Here is a 16,459-nt window from a genome sequence, read left to right on the forward strand (position 1 = left end):
GTGATCCACAGCACAACGGATGGCCGGTGTGCCATCGAACGCTCAGTGAGGAGTTCCGGACATGACTTACGCGAAGCCCGGCGCGGACGGCAGCATCGTCAGCTATGCCGCTCGGTACGACAACTTCATCGGCGGCGAATGGAAGGCCCCGGTCGATGGCCGCTATTTCCAGAATCCGTCACCGGTCGATGGTGCGGTCTTCTGCGAGGTCGCACGCTCGTCGGCGGCCGACATCGAGCTTGCCCTGGACGCAGCGCATCGCGCCGCCGACGCATGGGGCGCCACCTCTGTCGCCGACCGTGCCAATATCCTCAACAAGATCGCCGACCGGATCGAGGCGAATCTCGAGCCGCTCGCGGTCGCCGAGTCCTGGGACAACGGCAAACCGGTGCGTGAGACCAAGGCCGCGGATCTTCCGTTGGCCATTGACCATTTCCGCTACTTCGGCGGTGCGATCCGCGCGCAAGAGGGCGGGGTCAGCGAGATCGACGCCGACACCGTCGCTTACCACTTCCATGAGCCGCTCGGCGTTGTCGCCCAGATCATTCCGTGGAACTTCCCGATCCTGATGGCGACCTGGAAGCTCGCGCCCGCGTTGGCGGCTGGCAACTGTGTGGTGCTCAAGCCCGCGGAGCAGACGCCGGCCTCGATCCTCAAAGTGGTCGAACTGATCGCGGATCTGCTGCCGCCGGGTGTGCTCAATGTGGTGAACGGGTTCGGCGTCGAGGCGGGTAAACCGTTGGCGTCGAGCCCACGCGTGGCGAAGGTCGCGTTCACGGGTGAGACCACCACCGGTCGACTGATCATGCAGTACGCCAGCGAGAACATCATCCCGGTGACGCTGGAACTCGGCGGCAAGAGCCCGAACATCTTCCTGCCCGACGTGACGGCCGCCGATGACGACTTCCTGGACAAGGCCGTCGAAGGTTTCGTGATGTTCGCGCTGAATCAGGGCGAGGTCTGCACCTGTCCGTCGCGCGCGCTGATCCACTCCTCGATCTACGACGAGTTCATCGAGCGGTGCGTCGCGCGGACGAAGGCCATCGTCAGCGGTGATCCGCTCGATGACGCGACCATGATCGGTGCGCAGGCCAGCAATGATCAGCACGAGAAGATCCTGTCCTACTTCGACATCGGCCGTCAGGAAGGCGCGGAGTTGCTGACCGGCGGCGGCACGCGCAAGGTCGAGAAGTACCCGAACGGTTTCTACATCGAGCCGACGATCTTCAAGGGCCGCAACGATATGCGCATCTTCCAGGAGGAGATCTTCGGTCCTGTCGTGTCGGTGACGACCTTCGACACCACCGAAGAGGCGCTGAGCCTCGCCAACGATTCCCTCTACGGTCTCGGCGCCGGTGTCTGGACCCGTGACGGCAACACCGCCTACCGTCTCGGCCGCGGCATCAAGGCGGGCCGGGTGTGGACCAACTGCTACCACGCTTACCCGGCGCATGCGGCGTTCGGCGGATACAAGAAGTCCGGTATCGGTCGCGAAAACCACGCGATGATGCTCGACCACTACCAGCAGACCAAGAACCTGCTGGTGAGCTACGCCGCGCAGAAGCAGGGATTCTTCTGATGGTCACGCCCGTCGATCGAGTCGGGCTGTCCGAACGCGCGGAGACGTTTCTGCGCGACCTCATTCGGCAACATGGCCGGGTCATGTTCCATCAGTCCGGCGGTTGCTGCGACGGTAGCTCACCGATGTGCTACTTGCGCAACGAGTTCCGGGTGGGCGCGGCGGATGTGCTGCTCGGCACCGTCGGTGCGGACACCCCGTTCTGGATGAGCGCGGATCAGTTCGAGTACTGGCGTCACACCCATCTCACCGTCGATGTGGTGGCGGGCCGGGGGAGTGGCTTCTCCCTCGAAGCGCCGGAGGGGGTGCGGTTTCTGATCCGCTCGCGCCTACTCACCGATGCGGAACTGGCAACGCTGGACGCCGCACCGCCGCCGGTGACGGGGGCATAGCGGCATCGGACCCGGAGTGCTCGACCAGGCGGACAACACTCCGCCTGGTCGGGTATTTTCGCCCGTCCCATCGGTATAGCAAGAGATAGCATCGAGCGCTATCATGGGGGTGTGACGAGGACGATTACCCAAGCCGAGCTGCGCAATGGCAGTGCCGGTGTGATGGATGCACTCGAGTCCGGCGACGATTTCATCATCACCCGTAATGGTCGTCCGGTCGGCGAACTACGGCCCGTTCATCAGCCGCGAGACGTGGTGACCTTGAATCTCAAGGCGCGGTTGGCTCGTTTCGTCGGTGCGGGCACCGCCGCCGAAGAGCGAGCCGAAATCGATGACGCGTTCGGGGTGGAACGCCTCGGTGACTGAACCGTCATCTGGGCGGCACCCGATCGGGCTGCTCGATACGTGCGTTCTCCTCGATCTGGTCGAGATCGAGGATGCCCGGCTGCCAGTCCGTGCCCGCATCAGCACGGTGACACTCGCCGAACTCGGCATAGGGATTGCGTTGGCCGCTACGCCGGCGGTACTCGCGCTGCGCACCGAGCGAATGCTGGAGGTGGAACACGCCTTCGACGCACTGCCGTTCTGTGCGGCTGCTGCCCGCCGATTCACCACGATGTCCAAGCTTGTGGTCGCGGCAGGCCGAAGCCCTGAGCCGCGCAAGCTGGATCTGATGATCGCGGCCATCGCTTCGGCCAATGATCTCCCGTTGTACACCGCTAACACTGCGGATTTCCTCGCGCTAGAGCCGGTGTTGACCGTGGTTTCGGTGTGAGCCGCGTCGATGTGTCAGGTGCGATGGGCGGTGAGCACGCCGTCGAGCAGAGTGGCGACGGCCCGTCGCGCCGGTTCCCGTGAGCAGGTGGTGGCGGCGGTAGCCTGTGCACCCTCGGTGCGGAGCGCGATCTGCGGTCCCGGACCCGTCGTCCTGGTGCACGGCTACCCGATGGACGGCCACAGCGGGGACCTGCAATCTCGGGCGCTGCTCGCCGCAGGCTATCGGGTCATCGCCCACGACCGTCGCGGTTTCGGTCAATCGAGCGAGGTTGTCGTAGCCGCGATCGGCGCGCATACCACTGCGATCCACTCGAACCTGTCCCGACTTCGCGACACCTGAGTGACTATTCGGTTGTTACCGAATCATCTAGTCGCACACTGACTTCGAGACGCTCCAACCCGTTCAGCGCGTTGCTGAGCAGGGGAGTGGAATCGATGATGTCGAAGCGTGCGACCCGCTTCGACAGTGCACGCAACAGGGCGTTCATCTCCAGACGTGCGAGCGGCATGCCGACGCAGGCGTGTTCACCGCGACCGAAGGCGAGATGGTCCGACGGACGGCGGGTGACGTCGAAACGCTTGGGGTCGGGGTACTTTCGCTCGTCCCGGTTCGCCGAGCCGAACAGGACCAGCACGCGTGACCCTGCCTCGAGCGGCACACCACCGAGTTCGTGCGTCTCGGTGACTACCCGGCTGAACTGCTGGACCGGGCTCTCGAGCCGGAGTGTCTCGTTGAGTGCATGCGAGATCAGCCCGGGATTGTGCCTGACGAGGTCCCACTGATCGGGGTGCTCGGCGAACAGCCGTACCGCGTTGGTAATACCGTGGATCGTCGTGTCGAGGCTCGGTGTCACGTAGTCCAGGATGAAGAACGGGCATTGGTCGTGACGGATCTCGCCGTTGTCGGCTGCCGTGTAGAGTTGCGCCGCCCAGCCGTCGGGCTCGAGCTTGCCGGGAACCGCTTCGGTCATCGCGAACGAAATGAATTCCTCCACAACGGGTTCCGCGGCTTCGGTCCGTGCGTTGGGTGCGCCCTGTGCTTCCCAGGTGGCCCCTGCCCACCGGCGCATATGCTGCCTACCGTGTTCGCCGAGGCCGACGAGTGTGGAAACGACGGTCATCGGTAGATGCTCGGCCAAGTCGGTGACCGCGTCGAAACTCTCTTGCCCCGTGAGCCGTTCGACGATGGACTCGGCCTCCTGCTCGAGTCGAGGCCGTAGGTTGCGCAGTTCCTCGGCGCGCATGGGTCGGCCGAACAACGCACGGATGGCCGTGTGGTCGGGCGGGTCCGTGCACAGCATGACGCGTTCGGCCAGCTGCTCGTTCAACTGCGGATTCATCATCACGCCTCGCGCGGAGGAATACCTGCCCCAGTCGTCGAGCACCTCGCATGCCTCGGCGTACCGTGGAATCGCGTACACATCATGCTTGCTGAGGTAGACGACCGGCCCGAGCGCACGGAGTCGCTCGTAGAGCGGGTACGGATCCAGTCGCGCCGCGTCGGTGAACAAGTCGAGATCACTGGTGGGGATTTCTCTGGTGGAGACAGTCACGAAATGGCCTTAGGTGGGGGTGGATGGTGAGCGGGCCAGCGGCCGCTGCTATCGATCATGCCCTTCGAGCGACGAAAGTGCTCTCATACCAACAACACTCGATAATTTTCTGGGAAATTCCGCAGCCCGTCGCGCCGGGCGGTGTCGGTGCTTGTCCTGGGCGCGGTTGACAATTCCGAAGAGTGAGTGTTCAGTCACTCATATGGCTAGGGTGCTTTCTACCGCGCAAGAGCGCGCGACGGTCGTGATCGATGCGGCATTGCGGGTGTTCGCGGAAGGCGGGTATCGCGGGACACCGGTGACCGCGGTCGCCGCGGCGGCGGGAATCTCTCCGGCGTATGTCTTTCGACTCTTTCCGACCAAACGTGAGGTCTTCATCGCCGCATTGCACGAATGCTTCGATCGGATCATCGACGCGCTCGGCAAGGCGGTGCGGCAGGGTTCCAGCGAGGAGCCCGCGCAGGTGCTCGAGATGATGGTCGGTGCGTACGCGCGGCTGATCGCCGATCGGCACCTGCTGATGTTGCAGGTGCACGCATTGGCGGCCAGCGACGAGCCGGAGATTCGTGCGGCACTGAAAGCTGAGCAGGATCGCTTGGTGAGCTTCGTCGCCGAGCGTTCACACGCCGATCAGCCAGCGTTGCAAGGCTTTTTCGCGCGCGGCCAGCTGTGCCACATGGTCGCCGTGCTCGGCATCGAGGGTGACCAGGCGCCGTGGGCGCGCATTCTCGCCGACGGACTCACCCACTAGCCGAGAAGTGTCCTGCGCGACAGGACGATCTTGCACGCCTTGTGACTGACCAATCACTCCCTCTTGTCGAGAAGGAACGCGATGACCACTGTCCCGTATCTCTCCGGGCACTACACGCCTGTCCCCGACCAGATCACCGCCGTCGATCTGCCCGTCGAGGGACTCCTGCCGCCGGAACTGCACGGCACCTATATTCGCAACGGCCACAATCCCAAACCTGGGATCACCCCGAGCCATTGGTTCACCGGCAGCGGCATGCTGCACGGCGTACGGCTGACCGACGGCAAAGCCGAGTGGTATCGCAACCGCTGGGTGCACACTCCGGCCTTCGAGCGAGACTCCCCGCTGATCCGGGCCGACGGCTCGGTCGACCTGACCGCCTCCGTCGCCGGAACCCACATCATCGAACACGGCGGCCGACTACTTGCCCTGCAAGAAGCCAACCTGCCATTCGAAGTAGGTCGCGATCTGGAAACGCTCGGCCCCTACGATTTTCACGGAAAACTCGACAAGGCGATGACCGCACACCCGAAGGTCGATCCCGACACGGGTGAGTTGCACTTCTTCAGCTACTCGCCGAGGGCACCGCACGTGACGTATCTGATCGCGTCCGAGGACGGCGTCATCACGCACAGTCGAGTCATCGAGGGCGCGGGTCCCAGCCTGATGCACGACTTCGCCATCACTGCCACCAAGTCGGTATTCCTGGACCTGTCAGTGGTTTTCGACCGCACCGAGCAGTCCGGGATCCCGTACCGATGGCACGACGACTATCCCAGCCGGTTCGGCGTCCTCGACCGCGCCACCGGCGAGATCGTCTGGATACCGGTCGACCCCACGGCGGTCCTGCACGTCACCAACGCCTACGACCGCTCCGACGGCACCGTGGTGCTCGAAGGGCCGCGCTACGACCGGGCCGCGTGGGAGACCTCGTGGAAATGGTGGGTCGGCACACCGGGATTCCCGATCGCCCCCGTGACCGGCGCGGTGGCGACCCGCTGGATCCTCGACCCGAAATCAGCCACCGTGAGCGAATCCATCCTCGACGACCTGAGCACCGACTTTCCCACGATCAACGACGAATTTACCGGCCGCCCAAGCGCATTCAGCTACTCGGTGGCCTTTCCCGGCTCCGGCCTGAACGGATTCGCGCTCGTGAAGAACAACAGCACCACTGGCAACCGCATCCTCTACGAGGCGGGACCTGATCGGCACGCCGGTGAGGCGGTGTTCGTCCCCGCGGCGGGCGCGACCGCCGAAGACGACGGCTACCTGCTCAGCATCGTCAGCGACCTGCGCGCCAATGCCGCACAACTACTCGTCTTGAACGCCGTCGACCTCAGCCCCGTCGCCACCGTGCACCTACCTCGTCGCGTGCCCTCGGGGATACACGGTTCGTGGATTCCCGACGCGCACCGCTGAATCAGCGGGATTATCTGGCAACGACCGGGCCTATCCTGCCGCCGCGAGCGCGGGGGCGAGGCCGTTCGGGGTGAACAGGGCATTGGAGTCGGCGAACTCCTCGCCGTTGATGAAGACGCTGGGTGTGCTCTTGACTCCGGAGGAGAGCACTTCTTGGGTCTTGGTGCGCAGGTAGGTGTCGTACTCGTGGGTGGTAATGCAATCGGCCACAGCGGAATCGGTGTACCCGGCGGACGCGGCGATGTCGACCAACGTGCTGTCGGGTAACCCGTCGCCACCCTCTTCGGGTTGCCGAGTGAACATCTCCGACAACCATTTCTGATAGTTGTCCACACCGCTGTCGGCGACGCAGAACGACGCGTTGCCCGCTCGGGAGGAGTACCGCGTGGTGGAGGCGCGGTCCAGGAAGGAGATGACGCTGTATTCGACGGCTGCGGTCCCGTTGCGCACCGCGTCTTCCAATACCTTGCCGTTGGCCTGCTCGAACGCTTGGCACGCGGGGCACTGGAGGTCCATCACCACCCGAACGGTAACTGCCGCATCCGGCTCCCCAACCCGCACCGACCCATTCGTGGCAACGTTCTGAATGGTGACACCGCCGCCCACCGCGGTGGGAACACCGGCGATCTGCTCCGACAGCGCATTCCGTGCCAGCAACCCGACGCCGATGGCGATGACGATCACCACCACCAACACCACGGCCGACGCGACGAGCAGCCGACGACTCGACCCCGAGTTCCGCGAAGGAGGCGGCCACCCGCCCTGATTGGTGCTCACTCACAAACCTCCCCTGCGCCGGACAATCCTTCCTCAGCCTAATGCGCGGCGGCGGTGGGATGTTGGTGGATACCCTTGCCTGCGTTGGTCTTGGGTCCGCCGTTACCGCGAACGAAACTTCTTCCGGTCATGAAACCTCCGCAGCGTCGAGTGCCTACGGCAGCAAGGTCAGGCTGGGAGCATGGTTCGGCACGATCGCCGAGAAATGTCGACGATCAGTGGTCGCGACCGTGGTGAGTCCCCGCCGCTCAGCCACTGCTATCACCGAGGCGTCGGCGGTCCCCAGGGGGAAGTCGCGATATTTGGCCACGAGCTCGGCGATGCGCAGCCAATCGGCGGGATGCACCGGCTCCACGGTGAACAGGCCCTCGGCGAAGTCGCCGAGAAAGCGCACCTCCGCTTCGGGGCCGAGTCGACTGGCGATCAAGTAGGCGGCCTCAGTGATGACCAGTGTGGGGACGACCAAGGGTCCGCGGTGGGTCTGAAGTAAGTGCAGGCACTCTGCATGGTGAGCGTCGTCGGCGTCGACGTAGGCATACAGCGGGCCCGCGTCGACCACGAGCGCGCCTATTTCCCCCACTCCTGACCGAGGATCTCGTCGATCCGAGCCGAAGTATCGGATCGACCACTTCGCCCCGCCGCTGCCGCGCCGAACTGACGCCGACCGTCACCAGCGGGAACTGCCAGATATCGCGCGATCGCCTCGCGAGTCAATTCGGAAACCGTGGTCTGTCGCCGCGCGGCTTCATGGCGAAGGCGCGCGTCTAGATCATCGGGAAGCTTGATCGTCGTACGCTTCATGGTATGCCAGCATACCTTGAGGTCGCTGGTGACCGAAGAGTCCCTGCAGGTTCTGTCGATATGCTCTGTGCGGAGCTGAGGCGAGAGCCTGTGGGCGTATGTCGAGTAGTTGGGGAGAAACGCGGATGAAGACCATCATCGTGTGCAAGTCGGTGTCTCATGGGAACACTCGGAAGGTCGCCGAGGTCATCGGTGGGATATTGGAATCGCGCGTTGTCGATCCAGCGGAGATCGATGCGGACGAACTCGCTGCCTACGACGTCGTGGGGTTCGGTTCGGGGGTGCGCAATATGAACCTCTACCCGGAGTTGCGACAATTCGTTCGAGCGTTGTCCGATGAACGGCGAGGCAAGGCATTTGTCTTCAATACCAGCGGTTTTCCGGAACCGCCGTTCGCGCGCTACCGGCGCAACTTCGCTCGACTGGTTGAGAAAAAGGGCTTCGATGTGGTCGGTTCCTTTTCTTGCTACGGATACGACACCTTTTGGCCGTTGCTTGTCGTCGGCGGTGTGCGAAAGGGGCGGCCGAATGCCGCCGACCTGGACGGGGCGCGTGCGTTCGCCGAACAGCTGCGAACGGTGATCGAGGCAGGGTAGCCGGGGGCGACGATGCGCACCCGCACGATATAGGTCTACTCGCGAACAGGTCGCCCGGACATCCGGGCGACCTGTTCGCGGTGGTTAAGCGTCGCGTGGGAGTGCGGCGACGATGTCGGCGACCTCCGTGCGAGCGGTGTAGTCGGGTTGGATGTCGATGAAGCGCACGCTGCGGTCGCGGTCGACGATGAGCACGGTAGGGCGCGGAAGGTAGGTCGCGCCTTCGGCATTCACCTTAGTGAGGTCCAGACCCAGGGTGCGCTGTGCGTCGAGGACCTCGTCGGATTGCTGAAACGCGATCCCGAGTTGTCGGGCCACCCGGCTTCCCGGATCGGAAAGCACGGTGAACTCGAGCTCGGCTTTCTCCGAGGTCGAGAGTGATTCGTCGGGGGTCTGCGGGCTGATGGCCACCAGTCGTGCACCGGAGGCTTTGAGCTGCGGTAACAGTTCCTGCTGGTAGGTGCGCAGTGCGACATTGCAGTAGGGACACCAGCCGCCGCGGTAGAAGACGATCACGGCCGGGCCGGATGCGACCAGGTCGTCCAGGCTCACCGGTGTTCCGGTGGCGTCGTCGAGGGTGAAAGGCGCCAATTCCTGTCCGGTTCGGACCGCGTCGGTGGGGATTCCCGCTGCCAGGAAATCGTGGATGCCGCGGTCGAATGTGGCGACCACTTCGGCGGGCAATTGTTCGGCGGCGGCTGCCTTCAACTGGTCGGACTGCTCGCGAATGCTGGGCGACATCGGATCTCCAAGGTGTCTCGGCGGCGTGAATGGACTATGCAGTCCAGTTATGAGCCAAGCACGCAATAATTGGACTGTCAAGTCCATTCTGTGCATACTGGTGTTCATGGGAGCGCTACCTACCACCGCGAAAGGACGACTCACGCGCCAGCGCATCGTGACCGCCGCACTTCAAGTAGTGGCCGAAAACGGTGCCAGCGGAGCGAGTTTGGACGAGGTAGGCGCCCGTGCTCCCGCCTCACGCAGCCAGCTCTATCACTACTTCGACGACAAGAACGACCTACTGCGCGCGGTCGCCGAAGCCACCAACGAGACGGTGCTCGACGCCCAAGAAGAGCTCTTCGCCGGTCTCGGCACCTGGGCCGGGTTCGAGCGCTGGGCCGATGCACTCGTCGAACTCCAACGCCAACGCGGCGGAGTGGGCGGCTGCCCGATTGCCAACCTCCTCGGCCAAATCGGCGAACGTGACGACGACATCCGTGGAGTGCTCGGCTCCGGCTTCGACCGCTGGGAGTCACGCATCCGCGAAGGTCTCACGGCAATGGCGAAATCCGGTGAGCTACAACCGGAAACAGACGTCACTTGGCTGGCGGGCTCCACACTGGCAAGCCTGCAAGGCGGACTGGTCCTCGCGCAGGCGCGCCGCGATCCCGAGGCGCTGCGGCGCGCGCTCGACGGTGCGCTCGCACTCATCGGTGCTTACCGGGTGCGGTAGCGCGGCGCGGAATCGAAAATACCTGCCTAGCCTCTATTCTCGGCGGTGTCAGAGGCGAAATGGTGGTTGAAGGAGGTGTCACTGAGGTGGACGGAGGTGACTCGGAGACGGTGAAGAAAGCTGCGGTGCGTGGGGCGCGACCGGAGTTGGCCGCGATAGTCACCCTTCAATGGGTTGTGGAGGCGGATATACCAGTCCTCGAATACGGGCATCCGGTAACCGCCGATGAGATCGATAGCACTGTGCGAGAAGCGATCATTAACAATCTCTAGGCGTCTGATCGCCACGATTCCTTGGCTCTATTCGCGGCCGGAGAGGTGTCGCTCGACAGATTCGACCTTGCCCTTCATCGCATCGGCGATACCGGGCCGGATATCGCCTTTGAGGACGATGCTGGCCCTTGGTGCTACCACCATGACGGCATCGATGGCCTGCTTGATCACGGCCATCACCTCGTCCCATTCGCCTTCGATCGTGGTGAACAGGGCGTTGGTTTCGTTGGGTAGACCGCTGGCGCGAATAACCCGTACGGCTTCGGCGACCCCCGCACCAACGCTTTCGCCGGTTCCCATCGGCGTGACCGAGAACGCGATAATCACCCGTGACTCCTGATTCGTCGGTACTGCATTTCTATGAGGTGTGGACGAGATCCGCGATGTCGCGCTGAAGTTCACTCGCGCCGGCTACTTGACGCAGGTGAGCATGGTTAATGGCTTGGTGGACGAGCCGCAAGCCGTCGAGGACGCGGGCGGAAGTAGTTCCGGCCGCCGCGCCGAGCGCTTGCCGACCGAGTGCGATGCCTTCGTCGCAGTCACCGTGACGTAGTTGCAGTGCGGACAGTTGCATCACGCTGAGATGTCGAGAGCGAAGATGCTCGTCCGGCAGTGTCAGGGCGAACCGTAATCGGTCGACGGTCTTGTCCACCTCGGCATTTCGGTGATAGGCCAGGTCGAACAGCCCTTGGGCGGTGTCGCCGCGAAGCAGTGCCTCGCTGTAATAGGTACCGAAACCTTCGTGTTCAGTGTCGGGATGGTTTTCGTCCTGCGCTTCGATGAACAGTTGCTCCGCGTGTTCAACTGCCCGTGAGCATTCGACGGCGTTGCCGAGTTGACCGAAAGCACGGGCCTGGACCGCCGCGATATCCGCGCGACGCAACAACGACAGCCGGTCCGGACGAATACCGGCCAGGCCGAGCATTGTCAGCGCGTTGTCCGCATTGCCGAGGTAGATGGCTTGGCGGGCAAGACATGTCAAGACGGTGGCCCGCAACCACCAGGCATCGGACTGTTCGGCGCAATGCAACCCAGCGTGGAAGTTGGCTTTGGCGGCATCGTGGTTGCCGCGATCGTAATGAGCCCAGCCGACGACGCGAAACAGTGTTCCTACCGCTTCGTGCATGCCTTGCCGGATCGGGTGCGGCATGTTCGCGTGCAGGTACTCGGCGGCGGTACGGAGCTGACCGACCATGCCGTCACCGACTGGTAATCCCGCGTCGTCGGCTGACCGGAATATCGATGCCCAAGCCGAAACACGTTCGACGTGATCGACGCCGATATGCGTGGGGAGTTGGTCGAGTGGGCCGGTGGCTGCCGCGATCACGTTGTCGGACAACGTCGTCGTCGACACGGCGATCAGGCCGCGAAGGAAGTCACTACGTCGCATGTCATCCGCCTGATGGGCTCGGGGCCATGTCGATTCATCATAGGTCGGCGGAACGCTTTCGTCGGGAACGGATTGACGACCGGCCTTGTGGCGGGCGCGCCAAACCTGTTCGCCTTCACTCACGATTTGCTCGAACCGTTCCCGATCCGCCTGCGACGTTCGCTGTGCGAGTGTCGTGTCCAGGATGGCTTGCGTCCCTGATCGGGGCGTGACCGAACCGAGTCCACTGCGCCAGTTCGAGATCGTCGTTGTCTCCACGCCGAGCAACGCCGCGAAATCACGAACCGACCGTCTCATGGCCTCCTGTAATGCCGCTGCTTCAAAGCCAGTCCATTCCCGCCCTCGCACCATCGCCCTCTGCCCGCCTTTTCGGTCTTGACCTGGGCAAACCCCTACGAAATGCCCACGATACCCCAACGGAGGGCCAGTCCGTCCCGAACCGCCTGTGAGCCAATGTCATAGGCGGTACCCGGTGCCGGGTCGACGCCGAAATCCCTTGCGCGGCGCACTGGCTCGTCAGAGTGGCAGGCCGGTGGCGAGAGCCCTCGGTGCCGGGTACCACCTTCCGCTTGTGGCGGAAGCGATGCGACCAACCGCGAAACGAAAGGGGATGCGATGCGGCCGCGCGCCTTTGGGTGGATCGATTATGAAATGAGTTCCGCACCTGACTGGGATGTCGTACGGGTGTTACGGCTCGGGCACAGGCTCGGGTATCGAGTGGTGTGGCCGGAGGGGCGGTCGGTGTTGTCGGTGGTGGATCAGGTGCGTAATGCGTGTGTGGACGTTGTAATCCTGCCCAGCCCAGATCATCTCGGTCCGTTGGAGTTGAACCGGGTGATGGGGGTCGCCGATGTGGAGACGGTGCTACCTCGGTTGTCGTTCGCGCGGTGGGCGGTGTTCGGTCTCGGGCAGTGATCGTGGTCGGATGGGTGGTGGTGATCGGTCTGCCGCTGGCGGTGATTGTCGGTGCGATCCTTTGGCCGCAAGGTGTTTCGGCGCAACGTTCGGAGGATGGTGTTCGCGAGCGGATCGCTGAGGAAGATCGGCAGCGACTCGATGACGCGTGGTGATCGGGCAAGCGGTGTGGCAGCATTTCATACGCCTGAATTCGATCCGCCGAGAAACCCTGAGAGGAACGACAATGAACATTCGTATCCGCCGATCCGGCTCACTCGCGATGCTCGGTGTGGGGGTCTGGGTGACGATGATGGTCGCGCCGAGTGCGAACGCCGCGATTACCGGGGTGAGTGTGGAGCAACCAGCCGACGGGTTACGCACCGGATGCAGCTACACCGTTACCGCGACGGTCGACGCACCGGTTTCCGAGGCGGGCGAGGTGACGATCGGTGTCACCGGGGTGCCGACCAACGGGGAAGAGCGCTGGGTCGCCGAGTATCACCCGGAGAGCGGCACCGCGACCATCTCGTGGACACCGACGCACACCGGGCGGCAGAACGTCTTCGCGCAACAGTTCAAGCCGGGGCAGTACACCTCAGCGGACTACACCACGGTCGATGTCGTGGGCAACGGTGTGAATACCGGTAGTTCCTGCCTGCCGCTGCCGTGAGGCTTCGCAGATAAAGCCTCCGCGGCGATGAGTTCCGACGCGGTTTCTCGTCTGCATTGATATTCGGCAAATTACCTGCGAGGAGAGCATCATGACCGCGACCTACACCTTCGACGTCTTCTCCAGTCTCGACGGCTACGGCACTGCCGCTGCCGGCGACTGGGGTGGCTACTGGGGTAAGCAAGGTCCCGAACTACTCGAGCACCGCCTCTCGGTGTATTCGGCCCCGCAGCGAATGGTCCTCGGGGCCAACACCTATCGGGCATTCGTCGAGGTTCTGGCCGCGGGCGCCGATGAATCGCGTGACGCGTGGGTGACGCGGCTGTTGAACCTGCCCGCGACGGTGGTGTCGACCACGTTGACCGAACCCCTCGATTGGCCGGATGCGACCGTCGTGCGCGGTGACGCCGTCGACGTCGTCGCCCGACTCAAGGAAGAGTCCGAGGTGCCCTTGCGCTCGCACGGCAGCCTGTCGATGAACAGGGCGCTGATGGCGGCGGGTCTGGTAGACCGTGTCCAGCTGACGATCTTCCCCGTGATCACCGGGCTGACCGGTGACTCCCCACTCTTCCGAGGCGCCGCCGATTTCGACCTCGAACTGCTCGAGAGTCGAACGCTGGACGGCGACATCCAGGAACTCACCTACCGGCCGACCCTGCACGCCTGATTCGACGGCGGTCTGCGCGACGAGGCGGCCCGTGGCCTCGTCGCCGCCCCGCACCGCGAAGGCGGCCAAGCCCAGTTCGTCCCCGCCCCCCGTCCCGATAGCCGGTGCGGCGTCGCTGTCCGCGCCTGCGCGGGGCTGCTAGGTATCGGCGGGCAAGATTCGGAACGCGCGGAAACTGGGCGTCAGTGGCTCGATGGCGCGGAAGTCGCGTTGGTCGAGGGTGAAGATGCGGTCCGTCTTGTATCTGTCGGCGAGCGCGACGCCGACGGTATAGGGTACCACCCGTTTACCTGATCCCGCGCTCGGAGATCCCCGCGTTGTGCCGCGCTGCAGCGGCAACTCGGACCGTGCTGGGCGAGCTGCGGGGTCCGGCGGTTGAGCAAGCGTTTCACCTGGTCCGCGCGTGGTACCCGAGCGCAGAGGTAGGACCCAACACGGCAGATCGGGGTGCGTGCGATGAGTGGTCTTGATCGAGTGTCCGCGAGTGTGCGGTCGCAGAACGAGGAGACATCGCGGTCCCTGCCATTCCAGGACGACCGGGACTTCGCCGACGCCCAACGCGGCTTCATCGCCGCATTGCGGCCGGGCGTGATCGAGAACGCGGCCGGGGACGTGGTGTGGGACAGCGACGCGTTTTCCTTCCTCGACGGGGACTGTCCCGCGACGGTGCATCCGAGTCTGTGGCGTCAATCGAAACTGTGCGCCATGCAGGGCCTGTTCGAGGTCACCGAGGGGATCTATCAAATTCGCGGTCTCGACCTGTCGAACATGACCCTGGTAGAAGGCGATTCCGGCGTTGTCGTGATCGACCCGCTGATTTCCCAGGAGACCGCCGCCGCTGGGCTGGCGCTGTATCGCACGCATCGCGGTGCGCGCCCGGTAACCGGCGTGATCTTCTCGCATTCGCACATCGATCATTTCGGCGGTGTCAGGGGCGTCACGACGGATGACGATGTGACGGCGGGGCGCTGCCCGATCCTCGCGCCCTCGGGGTTCGTGGAACACGCCGTCGAGGAGAACGTGTACGCCGGGATGGCGATGGCACGACGATCGGCCTACATGTATGGCGCCGCGCTGCCACGCGGCCCACAGGGTGCGGTGGGAGCCGGGTTGGGGCCGACGAACTCGACCGGCACCCCGACGCTGATCTCTCCTACGGTCGATATCAGCCGTACCGGCCAGACCGAGGTCGTCGACGGTGTTCGGATCGAGTTCCAGCTCACGCCGGGAACCGAGGCGCCCTCGGAGATGAACTTCTACTTCCCCGATCATCGCGCCCTGTGCATGGCCGAGAATGCCACGCACACCCTGCACAATCTGCTGACCTTGCGCGGCGCGCTCGTGCGCGACCCGCACGTGTGGTCGAAATATCTCACCGAGTCGATCAACCGGTACGCCGCCGCGACCGACGTCTTGTTCGCCTCACATCATTGGCCCACCTGGGGTACCGCGCGGCTCACCGAATTCCTTGGGCTGCAACGTGATCTGTACGGATATCTGCACGATCAGACGTTGCGGGCGCTGAACAAGGGTGCCACGGGAATCGAGATCGCCGAGACAATCGAACTGCCCCCGGCGCTCGCGCGGACCTGGCACACCCACGGCTATTACGGCTCGGTCAGTCATAATGTGAAGGCGATCTATCAGCGCTACATGGGATGGTTCGATGGCAACCCCGCAACGCTGTGGCAGCACCCACCCGACGAATCCGCCGCCCGCCATCTCGAATACATGGGCGGCTCCGATGCGGTCTTGCGTAAAGCGCGTGCGTCCTACGAGGCCGGTGACTTCCGTTGGGTCGCACAGGTTGTCAACTACGTGATCTTCGCCGAACCGGATAATCAGCGCGCCCGAGCTCTACAAGCAGACGCCCTGGAACAACTCGGGTACGGCGCGGAAAACGGCACCTGGCGCAACTTCTTCCTGATGGGTGCCTACGAACTGCGCAACGGGTCGGTAGGCACCCCGATCGTCACCGCCTCGGCCGACATCGCAGCCGCGCTCAGCATCGAACAACTCTTCGACGCGATCGCCCTGCGTGTCGACGGACCGAGGGCCTGGTCGGCAGCGATCACGCTCGATTGGCACGTTCACGACCAGAACATCGTGCATCGCTCAGAACTCCGCAATGGCCTGCTGGTGCACTTCGACCGTACCGGTGAAATGCCCCCTCCTGATGCGACATTCGTACTGACCAGTGCGGATCTGCACGCTGCGCTACTGGGCAATTCGGATCTGAAACAGATGATTGCCGACGGTGCGATCACCGTAGACGGCGACGCGTCGAAGTTGACCGAACTGCTCGGGTATCTGGATTCCCCGGATCCGGATTTCGCCATCGTCACGCCATAGTCCTGCCCATACGACAGTAAGGATGGCTGATCGTTGAATTGTTCGGTGATAACCGTGATCGAACGCGGGCGGTGACAGTGGCGGTCGACAATCAGCCCCGATCGGCA

21 protein-coding genes and 1 pseudogene are annotated in these 16,459 nt (G+C 63.8%); 14 read left to right on the top strand and 8 right to left on the bottom strand.

The annotated features are described in order from the left end of the window. The first annotated feature begins 61 nt into the window (after positions 1-61). The 5 genes and pseudogenes from adh to ABEA50_RS27275 form a co-directional block, all read left to right on the top strand. Entirely contained in the window at positions 62-1,579 is a 1,518-nt protein-coding gene (gene adh, locus ABEA50_RS27255) for an aldehyde dehydrogenase (protein WP_345499043.1), read from the top strand. Further along, positions 1,579-1,971: a DUF779 domain-containing protein gene (locus ABEA50_RS27260; RefSeq protein WP_345499044.1), complete on the top strand. Its 393-nt coding sequence runs from the start codon at positions 1,579-1,581 to the stop codon at positions 1,969-1,971. Before adh ends, ABEA50_RS27260 begins: the two co-directional genes overlap by 1 nt. 111 nt (positions 1,972-2,082) lie before the next feature. Further along, positions 2,083-2,337 carry a type II toxin-antitoxin system Phd/YefM family antitoxin gene (locus ABEA50_RS27265; protein WP_345499045.1) on the top strand — a complete coding sequence of 85 codons (255 nt, stop codon included), beginning with the start codon at positions 2,083-2,085 and terminating at the stop codon, positions 2,335-2,337. After that, the gene (locus ABEA50_RS27270; protein WP_345499046.1) at positions 2,330-2,746 is read left to right on the top strand and encodes a PIN domain-containing protein; all 417 of its coding nucleotides are present in this window, start codon (positions 2,330-2,332) and stop codon (positions 2,744-2,746) included. Before ABEA50_RS27265 ends, ABEA50_RS27270 begins: the two co-directional genes overlap by 8 nt. 87 nt (positions 2,747-2,833) lie before the next feature. Next, positions 2,834-3,019, top strand: a pseudogene (locus ABEA50_RS27275) (alpha/beta fold hydrolase); the annotation flags it as partial. A gap of 73 nt (positions 3,020-3,092) precedes the next feature. Here ABEA50_RS27275 and ABEA50_RS27280 read toward each other — a convergent pair. After that, positions 3,093-4,301, bottom strand: coding sequence for a cytochrome P450 (locus ABEA50_RS27280; RefSeq protein ID WP_345499047.1), 1,209 nt, complete (start codon positions 4,299-4,301; stop codon positions 3,093-3,095). 202 nt (positions 4,302-4,503) lie between these two features. Here ABEA50_RS27280 and ABEA50_RS27285 point away from each other — a divergent pair, with 202 nt between their 5' ends. Further along, positions 4,504-5,052 carry a TetR/AcrR family transcriptional regulator gene (locus ABEA50_RS27285; RefSeq protein ID WP_345499049.1) on the top strand — a complete coding sequence of 183 codons (549 nt, stop codon included), beginning with the start codon at positions 4,504-4,506 and terminating at the stop codon, positions 5,050-5,052. 81 nt (positions 5,053-5,133) lie between these two features. Further along, positions 5,134-6,474 (top strand): carotenoid oxygenase family protein, encoded by a 1,341-nt coding sequence (locus ABEA50_RS27290; protein WP_345499050.1) that lies wholly within the window; start codon positions 5,134-5,136, stop codon positions 6,472-6,474. Positions 6,475-6,504: 30 nt separating this feature from the next. Here the strand turns inward: ABEA50_RS27290 and ABEA50_RS27295 are convergent, their stop codons facing one another. The 3 genes from ABEA50_RS27295 to ABEA50_RS27305 form a co-directional block, all read right to left on the bottom strand. Next, positions 6,505-7,251: a DsbA family protein gene (locus ABEA50_RS27295; protein ID WP_345499051.1), complete on the bottom strand. Its 747-nt coding sequence runs from the start codon at positions 7,249-7,251 to the stop codon at positions 6,505-6,507. Between the two features lie 154 nt (positions 7,252-7,405). Next, complete coding sequence (locus tag ABEA50_RS27300; RefSeq protein ID WP_345499053.1) at positions 7,406-7,810, bottom strand: type II toxin-antitoxin system VapC family toxin; 405 nt, start codon at positions 7,808-7,810, stop codon at positions 7,406-7,408. 8 nt (positions 7,811-7,818) lie between these two features. Continuing rightward, positions 7,819-8,052: a ribbon-helix-helix domain-containing protein gene (locus tag ABEA50_RS27305; protein WP_345499055.1), complete on the bottom strand. Its 234-nt coding sequence runs from the start codon at positions 8,050-8,052 to the stop codon at positions 7,819-7,821. Positions 8,053-8,177: 125 nt separating this feature from the next. Here ABEA50_RS27305 and ABEA50_RS27310 point away from each other — a divergent pair, with 125 nt between their 5' ends. Beyond that, positions 8,178-8,648: a flavodoxin family protein gene (locus tag ABEA50_RS27310; protein ID WP_345499056.1), complete on the top strand. Its 471-nt coding sequence runs from the start codon at positions 8,178-8,180 to the stop codon at positions 8,646-8,648. Between the two features lie 84 nt (positions 8,649-8,732). Here the strand turns inward: ABEA50_RS27310 and ABEA50_RS27315 are convergent, their stop codons facing one another. Then, positions 8,733-9,389 carry a peroxiredoxin-like family protein gene (locus ABEA50_RS27315; RefSeq protein WP_345499057.1) on the bottom strand — a complete coding sequence of 219 codons (657 nt, stop codon included), beginning with the start codon at positions 9,387-9,389 and terminating at the stop codon, positions 8,733-8,735. Between the two features lie 106 nt (positions 9,390-9,495). Here ABEA50_RS27315 and ABEA50_RS27320 point away from each other — a divergent pair, with 106 nt between their 5' ends. After that, positions 9,496-10,104, top strand: coding sequence for a TetR/AcrR family transcriptional regulator (locus ABEA50_RS27320; RefSeq protein WP_345499058.1), 609 nt, complete (start codon positions 9,496-9,498; stop codon positions 10,102-10,104). A gap of 299 nt (positions 10,105-10,403) precedes the next feature. Here ABEA50_RS27320 and ABEA50_RS27325 read toward each other — a convergent pair whose 3' ends face one another. Beyond that, positions 10,404-10,703, bottom strand: a complete 300-nt coding sequence (locus ABEA50_RS27325; RefSeq protein ID WP_345499060.1) for an MTH1187 family thiamine-binding protein — start codon at positions 10,701-10,703, stop codon at positions 10,404-10,406. Positions 10,704-10,734: 31 nt separating this feature from the next. Further along, the gene (locus tag ABEA50_RS27330; protein WP_345499061.1) at positions 10,735-12,183 is read right to left on the bottom strand and encodes a tetratricopeptide repeat protein; all 1,449 of its coding nucleotides are present in this window, start codon (positions 12,181-12,183) and stop codon (positions 10,735-10,737) included. 234 nt (positions 12,184-12,417) lie between these two features. On the opposite strand from ABEA50_RS27330, the gene ABEA50_RS27335 reads away from it, so the two are divergent. The 4 genes from ABEA50_RS27335 to ABEA50_RS27350 all read left to right on the top strand — a co-directional run bounded on the left by ABEA50_RS27335 (position 12,418) and on the right by ABEA50_RS27350 (position 14,000). Then, on the top strand, positions 12,418-12,681 hold the full coding sequence (locus ABEA50_RS27335) for a hypothetical protein (protein WP_345499062.1): 264 nt from the start codon (positions 12,418-12,420) through the stop codon (positions 12,679-12,681). Positions 12,682-12,698: 17 nt separating this feature from the next. Continuing rightward, entirely contained in the window at positions 12,699-12,836 is a 138-nt protein-coding gene (locus tag ABEA50_RS27340) for a hypothetical protein (RefSeq protein WP_345499063.1), read from the top strand. A 71-nt stretch (positions 12,837-12,907) separates the two neighbouring features. Further along, positions 12,908-13,333, top strand: coding sequence for a hypothetical protein (locus ABEA50_RS27345; protein WP_345499064.1), 426 nt, complete (start codon positions 12,908-12,910; stop codon positions 13,331-13,333). A 91-nt stretch (positions 13,334-13,424) separates the two neighbouring features. Next, entirely contained in the window at positions 13,425-14,000 is a 576-nt protein-coding gene (locus ABEA50_RS27350) for a dihydrofolate reductase family protein (RefSeq protein ID WP_345499065.1), read from the top strand. A 138-nt stretch (positions 14,001-14,138) separates the two neighbouring features. Here the strand turns inward: ABEA50_RS27350 and ABEA50_RS27355 are convergent, their stop codons facing one another. After that, positions 14,139-14,282, bottom strand: coding sequence for a PIN domain-containing protein (locus tag ABEA50_RS27355; protein ID WP_345499067.1), 144 nt, complete (start codon positions 14,280-14,282; stop codon positions 14,139-14,141). A gap of 174 nt (positions 14,283-14,456) precedes the next feature. Here ABEA50_RS27355 and ABEA50_RS27360 point away from each other — a divergent pair, with 174 nt between their 5' ends. Continuing rightward, positions 14,457-16,352 carry an alkyl/aryl-sulfatase gene (locus ABEA50_RS27360; RefSeq protein ID WP_345499068.1) on the top strand — a complete coding sequence of 632 codons (1,896 nt, stop codon included), beginning with the start codon at positions 14,457-14,459 and terminating at the stop codon, positions 16,350-16,352. The last annotated feature ends 107 nt before the right edge of the window (positions 16,353-16,459 follow it).

Origin of the sequence: Nocardia callitridis, from assembly GCF_039543305.1 — a bacterium.
Taxonomy (GTDB): Bacteria; Actinomycetota; Actinomycetes; order Mycobacteriales; family Mycobacteriaceae; genus Nocardia; species Nocardia callitridis.

Coding starts and splice junctions, on each gene's coding strand:
- ABEA50_RS27260 (WP_345499044.1), top strand. CDS start 1,579: ATGGTCACGCCCGTCGATCGAGTCGGGCTGTCCGAACGCGCGGAGACG.
- ABEA50_RS27320 (WP_345499058.1), top strand. CDS start 9,496: ATGGGAGCGCTACCTACCACCGCGAAAGGACGACTCACGCGCCAGCGC.
- ABEA50_RS27285 (WP_345499049.1), top strand. CDS start 4,504: ATGGCTAGGGTGCTTTCTACCGCGCAAGAGCGCGCGACGGTCGTGATC.
- ABEA50_RS27310 (WP_345499056.1), top strand. CDS start 8,178: ATGAAGACCATCATCGTGTGCAAGTCGGTGTCTCATGGGAACACTCGG.
- adh (WP_345499043.1), top strand. CDS start 62: ATGACTTACGCGAAGCCCGGCGCGGACGGCAGCATCGTCAGCTATGCC.
- ABEA50_RS27360 (WP_345499068.1), top strand. CDS start 14,457: ATGAGTGGTCTTGATCGAGTGTCCGCGAGTGTGCGGTCGCAGAACGAG.
- ABEA50_RS27305 (WP_345499055.1), bottom strand. CDS start 8,052: ATGAAGCGTACGACGATCAAGCTTCCCGATGATCTAGACGCGCGCCTT.
- ABEA50_RS27345 (WP_345499064.1), top strand. CDS start 12,908: ATGAACATTCGTATCCGCCGATCCGGCTCACTCGCGATGCTCGGTGTG.
- ABEA50_RS27350 (WP_345499065.1), top strand. CDS start 13,425: ATGACCGCGACCTACACCTTCGACGTCTTCTCCAGTCTCGACGGCTAC.
- ABEA50_RS27290 (WP_345499050.1), top strand. CDS start 5,134: ATGACCACTGTCCCGTATCTCTCCGGGCACTACACGCCTGTCCCCGAC.
- ABEA50_RS27315 (WP_345499057.1), bottom strand. CDS start 9,389: ATGTCGCCCAGCATTCGCGAGCAGTCCGACCAGTTGAAGGCAGCCGCC.
- ABEA50_RS27335 (WP_345499062.1), top strand. CDS start 12,418: ATGAGTTCCGCACCTGACTGGGATGTCGTACGGGTGTTACGGCTCGGG.